Source organism: Dyella sp. EPa41, assembly GCF_016586165.1.
Lineage (GTDB): Bacteria > Pseudomonadota > Gammaproteobacteria > Xanthomonadales > Rhodanobacteraceae > Dyella.
Map to the genome: position 1 here is coordinate 1 of NZ_BCPR01000116.1, position 8,428 is coordinate 8,428.

The window sequence follows — 8,428 nt, forward strand, 5'->3', positions numbered from 1 at the left end:
CGCTGGCAAGGCGCGGATAGGTCGAGCCATCGCCGTGCGTGGCGCCCATGCCGCCGCCGACGGCGACGTTGAAGCCTTCCAGCACGCCCTGCTCGATGATGGCGATCAGGCCAAGGTCCTGCGCGAATACGTCGATGTCGTTGAGCGGCGGTATGGCCAGGCCGATCTTGAACTTGCGCGGCAGATAGGTGGCGCCGTACAGCGGCTCCTCTTCCTTCGGCTCGTCCACCAGCGCTTCGCCATCGAGCCAGATCTCGTGATAGGCACGCGTCTTTGGCGAGAGTTCCTCCGACAGGCGCGTCGCCCATGCGTAGGCCAGCGCATGCGCTTCCGACTCCACCGGGTTGGGCGTGCTCACCACGTTGCGCACGACATCGCCGCAGGCCGCGATGGTGGTGGCCAGCGCCTCGTGGATCGCCGCGATGGTCGGCTTGAGGTGGCGCTTGATGATGCCGTGCCATTGGAAGGTCTGGCGCGTGGTGATGCGCAGCGTGCCGTTGGCGTGCTCGCGCGCGAGCCGGTCGAACACCAGCCATTGCGCCGGCGTGACCACGCCGGACGGCAGGCGTGCGCGCAGCATGAAGGCGTATGCCGGCTCCAGTTTCTGCTTGCGGCGTTCCTCGCGCAGGTCGCGATCGTCCTGCAGGTAGCTGCCGTGGAACTTGAGCAGCTTGTTGTCGTCGTCGCTGATCGCGCCGGTGACCGGGTCGCGCAGGCCCTCGGCGATCGTGCCGCGCAGATGGCGGCTGTCGGCCTTGATGCGTTCGAAATCGGAAAGCGGAGTGCTCATGTCAATACACGTCACGGGCGTAGCGCCCCTGCTGCAATAGATCGGACAGCCACTCCCTGGCCTGTTCGTGGGTGTGTCCGCCGTGCGCTGCGGCGATATCGATTAGCGCGGCGTTCACGTCTTTCGCCATGCGGCTGGCATCGCCGCAGACATAGAGATGCGCGCCCTCCTGCAACCAGGCGTAGAGCGCGCGGCCCTGTTCGCGCAGGCGCTGCTGCACGTAGACCTTGGCCGCATCGTCTCGCGAGAAGGCAAGGTCCAGCCGATGCAGCGAGCCATCGCGCAACGCCGCCTGCCATTCCACCTGGTAGAGAAACTCGCTGCCGAAGTGGCGGTTGCCGAAGAACAGCCAGTTGCGGCCTCGCGCGCCCGTCTCACGGCGTTCCTGCACGAACGCGCGGAACGGCGCGACGCCCGTACCCGGCCCGATCATGATGATGTCGCGCGCATCGTCCTGCGGCAGCCGGAAACGTTCGTTGGCCTCGATGTAGACCGGTAGGCGTTGCTCGTCATCGGCCTGCGCGAGAAACGAGGACGCGGCGCCCCAATGACGCTCGCCGTGCGCGAGGTAGTCGACGACGCCCACCGTGAGATGGACTTCGTCGCCCACCGCCTTCTGGCTCGACGCGATGGAATACAGGCGCGGCGTCAAGGGCCGCAGTGCGGCAACCAGCTCTTCCGCCGACCAGGCGCACGGATGACGCCGCCACAGGTCGATGGGCTGATACTCCGCCATCAAGGCCGCCAGCGCGGCGGACTGGTCCGGACGCAGCAGGCGCGCCAGTTCGTCATCGCCGCTGGCGTCAGCCAGCACCGCAACCAGCGGGCGGCTCAGCCGCGTCAGTTCGCGTTCGTCGGTCAGCCATTGGCGCAGCGAAAGGCTGCGGCCGTCATGGGTCACCGCATGCTCGCCATCGAGCTTTGCCGCATCGAGCCATTGCTGGACCAGGGCGGGAGGATTGCGCGGCCACACGCCCAGCGAATCGCCCGGCTCATAGCTCAAGCCCGATCCTTCGAGCGACAGCTCCACGTGTCGCACATCGCGTCCGGCGTCACGCGCGACGATCGCCTGGTTGTCCAGCAGCGGCGCATGGAACGGTCGCTCGCGCGAATGCGCCGCGCGTTGGGGCACGGGTTGCAGCGTGGCGATGCGGGCGGGCTGCGAGGCGCCAAGCACCTGCCTTGCCTGCTCCAGCGTGTCGTCCAGCCAGGGCGCCGCCACGGCGTCGACGTCGACATCGGCCTCGCCCAAAGGGGCGAACCGGGTGGCGCCGAGTTCCGCGAGCCGCTCGTCGAGCTGCCGGCCGATGGCGCAGAACTGCGGATAACTGGAGTCGCCCAGGCCCAGCACGGCGTAGCGCACGCCGGGCAATTTCGGCGCGCGCTTGCCCAGCACGAACTCGACCAGCCCGCGGGCGTCATCCGGCGGCTCGGCATCGCCCTGCGTGCTGATTACCACGACCAGATGGGTTTCCCTGGCGAGGTCGCGCTGCGGATACGCATCGGCGCGCACCAGGCGCACGGCGAGGCCCGCCGCCTCGGCCCGCGCTTGCAGCAGGGAAGCCACGCGCTTGGCCTGGCCGGTCTGGCTGCCGTAGAGGATGGTGAGCCGTTCCGCCGGGGCTTTCGCCGCGGATGCCGGGGCAGCGTCGCCGCGCTGCAGGCGTTCCGCCCGCGCCGCGCTCCACGCGGCGATCCAATAGAGCTCGGCGGGCCCGAGGCCGTCGACCAGGCGCTCCAGCGAAGACAGCCGGGCGGCTTCCATCGGCGGCAGGCGATTTTCGATCGCAACGACGGCGTTCACATCGGCTTCCTTTGGACGTCCATACATCTGGCCACCCAAAGTAGTCATCGCGTTTTGTCATGTGAAAGGACGTGTTGGCATATGCACATGTCTCCACGCTTATTTCCGGCAGCCGGCCGCGCCGCCCCGTGCCGCGGCAGCCCCGCCCCCTCACGCACTGACCACGATCAACCGGACGCCGCGCCGGCTTGGCTTAGAATGGCGAAATGACCACATCCCACCCCCTCCCCATCGAAGTCCGCGGCTCGGCCCGCCAGCCCCTCGGCATGAGCCCTGCCCAGTTCCTGCGCGACTACTGGCAGAAGCGCCCGTTGCTGATCCGCCAGGCCTTCCCCGATTTCACCCCGCCCATCCAGCCGGACGACCTGGCCGGCCTGGCGCTGGAAGAAACCGCCCTGTCGCGGCTGATCGTCCACGACGAGAACCGCGACCGCTGGAAGGTGAAAACCGGCCCGCTCACCGAGAAGGACTTCGCCAGCACGCCGGACCGCAACTGGACCCTGCTGGTGCAGGACGTGGACAAGTGGGACGCCGACGTGGCCGCCCTGCTGGAACACTTCAGCTTCCTGCCCAGCTGGCGCCTCGACGACATCATGATTTCGTATGCCGAACCGGGCGGCGGCGTGGGCGCGCACGTGGACCAGTACGACGTGTTTCTGCTGCAGGGCATCGGCCAGCGCCACTGGGCGATCAGCACCGATCCCAACGCCCCCAAGGATTTCCGCCCCGACGTAGAGCTCAAGCAGCTCCAGCACTTCGAGCCCACCCATGAGTGGATGCTCGACCCCGGCGACATGCTGTACCTGCCGCCCGGCGTGCCGCACGACGGCATCGCCTACGGCGGCCCCTGCATGACCATTTCGGTGGGCATGCGCGCCCCGTCCCGCGCGGAGCTCACCGGCGACCTCGCCGATTACCTGGCCGAACGCCTGCCCGACGAACTGCGTTACGCCGACGCCGACCTCGCGCCGGCCAAGGCCGTCGGCGAAATCGATCGCGCCGCCGTCGCGCGCGTACGCGAGGCCTTGCCTTTTGCCGCCGCGCTGGACGATGCCACGCTCACCGACTGGTTCGGGCGCTTCATCACCCGCTATCGCAATGCGCAGCTGCCGGTGCCGCCCGAAAAGGAACTGACCGACGCCGCCCTGCGCAAGCAGCTGGATGGCGGCGCCTCGCTGCTGCGCCACCCCTGGGCACGCATGGCATGGGCGCGCGGTAAGCGTGGCGCCACGCTGTTCGTCAATGGCCATGCCTACCCCACCAGCGCCGAATGGGCTGCCAAGGTCTGCGGCGAGCGTGAGCTGACGCCCGGCAAGAACCTGCCTGCCGCCGAGGCCGGCCTGCTGCTGGCCCTGGTCAATGACGGCCATCTGGTCATCCGCAAGGGTCGGCGCCGGTGAAGCTGCAGGACTTCCACGTCGAGCACGCCGACTGGGCCCGCGCGGGAGACCGCGAGGCGCTGAGCGCGATCCGGCGGGAAGTCTTCGTGCGGGAACTGGCCGTCCCCGAGTCGCTCGAATGGGACGATCTCGACGCGCTCTCGTTCCACCTGCTCGCCCGCAACGAGGGCGGCGCGCCGATCGGCTGCGCCCGTCTCACGCCCCAAGGCAAGATCGGCCGGGTAGCGGTGCGCCCGCCCTGGCGTGGCCAGGGCGTAGGGCTCGGCCTGTTGCGCGCCCTGGTGGCCAGGGCGCGATCCGAGGGCCGGGCGGAGGTCACGCTGGACGCACAGCTCGCGGCCGTGACCTTCTACGAACGCGAAGGCTTCGTCGCCCACGGCGACACCTTCGAGGACGCCGGCATCGTCCATCGCTCGATGCGGTTGGAACTGGGCGCACCTCCCCCACCGGTCGCCCCGAATCCCGATGGCCACGCGCTGCCCGCCGGCAGCCGCAGCGAGATCGCCGCCAGCCGCCTGCGCTTGCTGGCCGAGGCAAAGCATCGGCTCTCGATCTACCAGCCCACGCTCGACAGCGACCTCTATGCCAGCCTCGTGGAGATGTCCGAACTCCGGCGCATCGCCAGCTCGGGCCGTGGCGCGGATATCCGCATCCTGCTGCACGATCCGGAAGCGGCCCTGCGCAACAGCCACCGCCTGGTGGCCCTGGCCCAGCGCCTGCCCAGCGTGCTGCACATCCGCACGCCACTGGAAGAGGTGGACCTGGCCTATGCGTCCGCCTACCTCCTCACCGACCAGGGCGGCTACCTCTTCCTGCCCGATGCCCGGCGTGCAAGCGCGCGCGCATCGCTCCGCGACCGGGCGGCCCAGGCGCCGCTGGCGCAGCACTTCAATGACGTGTGGGAGCGATCCGCTCCCGCCCGGGCGCTCCAGCCGCTCGATCTCTAGCCCGTCGCTGAACGGCCCGCATCCGAACCGGTGGCCGGCCCGTGGGCATCATTCACCGCGAAAACCGCTGCCTACGACGATGGTCGGTACCCCCGGGGTCGAAATATCGATCGCCAACCCCATTTCAGGTGCGCTGCTTGGGTTGCCGCGTCGCAGCACCCCAAGGCTATAATTAACGGGATTTTTCCCAGCCAACCGGCCCTCCCCGGCCGGAACCGCTGCAAGCCTCCCTTCCTCACCGGTGGTGACGTGAGCACTAATCTGATCCGCGAGTTTTTCGAATCCTCCCAACTCGCCGGCGGCAACGCCGATTACGTTGAACAGCTCTATGAATCGTGGTTGGCGGACCCTTCAACGGTCGACGCCACCTGGAGCAAATATTTCGAGACTTTCAAAGGCCGCGAGTCGGGGGATGTGCCCCACTCTGCGGCCATTGCGCGTATAGAGGCCGCGCAAAAGCAGCGCCGTAACGGCGTTGCCGTCGCCGCCGGTCCGGTGGACGACGCCCACGCCCGCAAGCAGGCCGGCGTGCTGCGCATCCTCACCGCCTATCGCTCGCGCGGCCACCTGGCCGCCAACCTCGATCCGCTGGGCCTGGCCGAGAAGCTGCCGGCGCCGGATCTGGAGCCCGCTTTCCACGGCCTCTCCGACGCCGACCTCGACACCGAGTTCGACTGCGGCAACTTCGCCGGCGGCGGCCAGCGCATGAAGCTGCGCGACCTGCTGGCTCGACTGAAGAAGGTGTACACCAACACCCTCGGCGTCGAGTTCATGCACATCAGCAACCATGAGCAGCGCAACTGGATCTACACCCGCCTGGAGAAGGCCAACGGCAGCGCCGGCCTCGACGCCGCGGGCAAGAAGCGCGTCCTCGCCGAGCTGACCGCGGCCGAAGGCCTCGAGCGCTACCTGCACACCAAGTACGTCGGCCAGAAGCGCTTCTCGCTGGAAGGCGGCGACAGCCTGATCCCGATGGTGGACGACGTGGTCCGCGCCGCGGGCGACAACGGCATCAAGGAAGTGGTGATCGGCATGGCCCACCGTGGCCGCCTCAATATGCTCGTCAACATCCTGGGCAAGCCGCCGCGCACCCTGTTCAACGAGTTCGAGGGCAAGTGGGATCACCCGGACGACCCGGCCCACTCCGGCGACGTGAAGTACCACATGGGTTTCTCCGCCGACGTCAAGACGCCGAACGGCGGCACCCACGTCGCGCTGGCGTTCAACCCGTCGCACCTGGAAATCGTCAATCCGGTGGTGGCCGGCTCGGTGCATTCGCGCCAGATCCGCCGCCGCGACACCGAGCGCAAGCAGTCGATGGCCGTGCTGGTGCACGGCGACGCGGCGCTGGCCGGCCAGGGCGTGAACATGGAACTGTTCAACATGTCCCAGGCCCGCGGCTTCAAGATCGGCGGCAGCCTGCACATCGTGGTGAACAACCAGGTGGGCTTCACCACGTCGAACCCGCAGGATGCCCGCTCCACGCTGTACTGCACCGACCTGGCCAAGATGGTCAACGCGCCGGTGTTCCACGTGAATGGCGACGATCCGGAAGCGGTGATCCAGGCCACCCGCCTGGCCTACGACTTCCGCAAGGAGTTCCGCAAGGACGTGGTGATCGACCTGGTGTGCTACCGCCGCCACGGCCACAACGAAGCCGACGAGCCGGCGGCCACCCAGCCGGTGATGTACCAGATCATCCGCAAGCGCCCGACCACCCGCGACCTGTACGCGCAGGAGCTGGTCAAGCAGGGCGTGATCGCCGACGGCGATGGCCAGAAGATGTTCGAGGACTACCGCGCACGCCTGGAGGCCGGCGAGCCGATGACCGAGCTCACCACGGCTCTCGTCAAGGACATCGAGGTCGACTGGGACAAGTTCATCGGCGGCAAGCTCTCGACCGAGACCAACACGGGCTACGCCAAGCAGCGCCTGGTCGAACTGGCCAACCAGATCCTGGTCGTGCCGAAAGACATGACGCTGCAGTCGCGCGTGGCCAAGATCTACGAAGACCGCGCGAAGATGGCGGCCGGCGAGCTGCCGGGCGACTGGGGCTTCGCCGAGAACCTGGCCTACGCCACGCTCATCGACGAGAACTACAACCTGCGCATCGTGGGCCAGGACGTGGGCCGCGGCACGTTCTTCCATCGCCATGCCGTGTTGCATGACCAGAAGACCGGCTACACCTACATGCCGCTGGCCGACGTGCGTTCCGGCGCCGACGTCGAGGTGATCGACTCGCTGCTCAGCGAAGAGGCCGTCATGGCCTTCGAATACGGCAGCGCCACCACCGATCCGTACACCCTGCATATCTGGGAAGGCCAGTTCGGCGATTTCGCCAATGGCGCGCAGGTGGTGATCGACCAGTTCATCAGCTCGGGCGAAGCGAAGTGGAACCGCCTGTGCGGCCTCGCGCTGTTCCTGCCGCACGGCTACGAAGGCCAGGGCCCGGAGCACTCCTCCGCCCGCCTGGAGCGCTTCCTGCAGCTGTGCGCGCTGGACAACATGCAGGTCTGCGTACCGACCACGCCGGCCCAGGCGTTCCACATGATCCGCCGCCAGATGGTGCGCCCGACGCGCAAGCCGCTGGTCGTGATGACGCCGAAGTCGCTGCTGCGCCACAAGCTGGCCGTGTCGACGCTGGACGAGCTGGCCACGGGCAGCTTCCAGCTGGTGATCCCGGAACACCGCGAGCTGGCCGCCAAGAAGGTCAAGCGCGTCGTGCTGTGCTCGGGCAAGGTCTACTACGACCTGCTCGAAGACGCCGAGAAGCGCGGCCTCACCGACGTCGCCATCGTGCGCGTGGAACAGCTCTACCCGTTCCCGCGTCCGCAGGTCACGGCCGAACTGGAAAAGTACGCTTCCGCCAAGGAAGTGATCTGGTGCCAGGAAGAGCCGATGAACCAGGGCGCGTGGTTCCAGATCCGCCACCACCTGCAGGCCTGCGTGGGCAGCAAGCAGAGCCTGTCGTATGCCGGCCGCGCGCGTTCGCCGGCGCCGGCGGCGGGCCACCTCAATACCCACGTCGCCGAACAGGCGGCCCTCGTCGAGCAGGCACTGGTCGCGCCGATCGGCACCGACCACTCCGCGGAATAGTTTCCTCATTGAACAGTGCGGCCATGGATGGCCGCTTTTTGACTTTCGCGTTCACGGACGAACGCACGAATTTTGAATAGTGCGGCCAGGGATAGCCGCTTTTTGACCTCAGCGTTCAGGGATGGACGCACTAATCAAGGAAATCACATGTCCATCGAAGTCAAAGTCCCCGTCCTGCCCGAGTCCGTCTCCGACGCCACCATCGCCACCTGGCACAAGAAGGCCGGTGAAGCGGTCAAGCGCGATGAGAACCTGGTCGACCTGGAAACCGACAAGGTGGTGCTGGAAGTGCCCTCCCCGGTCGACGGCGTGCTGAAGGAAATCAAGTTCCAGTCCGGCGACACCGTGACCAGCCAGCAGGTCATCGCGGTGATCGAGGAAGGCGCGGCCG

General features: G+C 67.6%; 5 protein-coding genes and 1 pseudogene. 4 read left to right on the plus strand and 2 right to left on the minus strand.

Annotation, left to right across the window (positions count from 1 at the left end):
• Together JMF82_RS21015 and JMF82_RS21020 are read right to left on the minus strand one after the other, a co-directional pair.
• Positions 1-790, minus strand: a pseudogene (locus JMF82_RS21015) (sulfite reductase); the annotation flags it as partial.
• A gap of 1 nt (position 791) precedes the next feature.
• Positions 792-2,555 (minus strand): assimilatory sulfite reductase (NADPH) flavoprotein subunit, encoded by a 1,764-nt coding sequence (locus JMF82_RS21020; protein ID WP_201316480.1) that lies wholly within the window; start codon positions 2,553-2,555, stop codon positions 792-794.
• Positions 2,556-2,800: 245 nt separating this feature from the next.
• Between JMF82_RS21020 and JMF82_RS21025 the strand changes: the two genes are divergently transcribed.
• The 4 genes from JMF82_RS21025 to JMF82_RS21040 all read left to right on the plus strand — a co-directional run.
• Positions 2,801-3,994, plus strand: coding sequence for a cupin domain-containing protein (locus JMF82_RS21025; protein ID WP_201316477.1), 1,194 nt, complete (start codon positions 2,801-2,803; stop codon positions 3,992-3,994).
• Positions 3,991-4,941 carry a GNAT family N-acetyltransferase gene (locus JMF82_RS21030; RefSeq protein ID WP_201316478.1) on the plus strand — a complete coding sequence of 317 codons (951 nt, stop codon included), beginning with the start codon at positions 3,991-3,993 and terminating at the stop codon, positions 4,939-4,941. The genes JMF82_RS21025 and JMF82_RS21030 overlap by 4 nt, the downstream gene beginning before the upstream one ends.
• A 249-nt stretch (positions 4,942-5,190) precedes the next feature.
• Complete coding sequence (locus tag JMF82_RS21035) at positions 5,191-8,037, plus strand: 2-oxoglutarate dehydrogenase E1 component (RefSeq protein WP_201316479.1); 2,847 nt, start codon at positions 5,191-5,193, stop codon at positions 8,035-8,037.
• Positions 8,038-8,184: 147 nt separating this feature from the next.
• On the plus strand, positions 8,185-8,428 hold a 244-nt coding region (locus JMF82_RS21040), incomplete at its 3' end, for a biotin/lipoyl-containing protein (RefSeq protein WP_304487924.1).